Origin of the sequence: Comamonas sp. GCA5, assembly GCF_036541385.1 — a bacterium.
Classification (GTDB): Bacteria; Pseudomonadota; Gammaproteobacteria; order Burkholderiales; family Burkholderiaceae_C; genus Comamonas; species Comamonas aquatica.
Map to the genome: position 1 here is coordinate 1 of NZ_JAZHFR010000228.1, position 459 is coordinate 459.

The following is a 459-nucleotide window of genomic DNA, read 5'->3' on the forward strand; positions in this document are numbered from 1 at the left end:
GGGCTGGCGAGTCAGCCGCAGCATGCAAACGGACTTCGTGCTGGATGCGCTGGAGCAGGCGCTGTATGACCGCCAGCCAGCAGCCCATGCCTTGACGCACCATTCCGACAGGGGCAGTCAAGGTGGATTCAACCGGTCGTCGCAACACCAAGTTAAGTTACCGATTCTAGATACTCATTAAAGACTTCCGCAGGTGTTCTCCAGCCCAACGTTTTGCGTGGTCGATTGTTGAGTGTCAATGCCACTGCTTGAAGCTCTCGATGGTTCCATCGAGATAGATCCGTGCCCTTGGGGAAGTATTGGCGCAGCAGCCCGTTGGTGTTTTCGTTCGTACCACGTTGCCATGGACTATGAGGATCAGCAAAGAACACCTGCACCCCTGACTCGGCAGTGAACCGTGCGTGGTCTGACAGCTCCTTACCACGATCCCACGTTAACGATTTCCATAGCTGGGCAGGC

General features: G+C 55.8%; 1 protein-coding gene and 1 pseudogene. One reads left to right on the forward strand and one right to left on the reverse strand.

What is annotated here, in order from left to right:
* A pseudogene (locus SJH88_RS19410) lies at positions 1-121 on the forward strand (IS3 family transposase); the annotation flags it as partial.
* Positions 122-152: 31 nt separating this feature from the next.
* Here the strand turns inward: SJH88_RS19410 and SJH88_RS19415 are convergent.
* Positions 153-459, reverse strand: a 307-nt coding sequence (locus SJH88_RS19415) for an IS30 family transposase (protein ID WP_274755414.1), incomplete at its 5' end; no start/stop codon positions are given.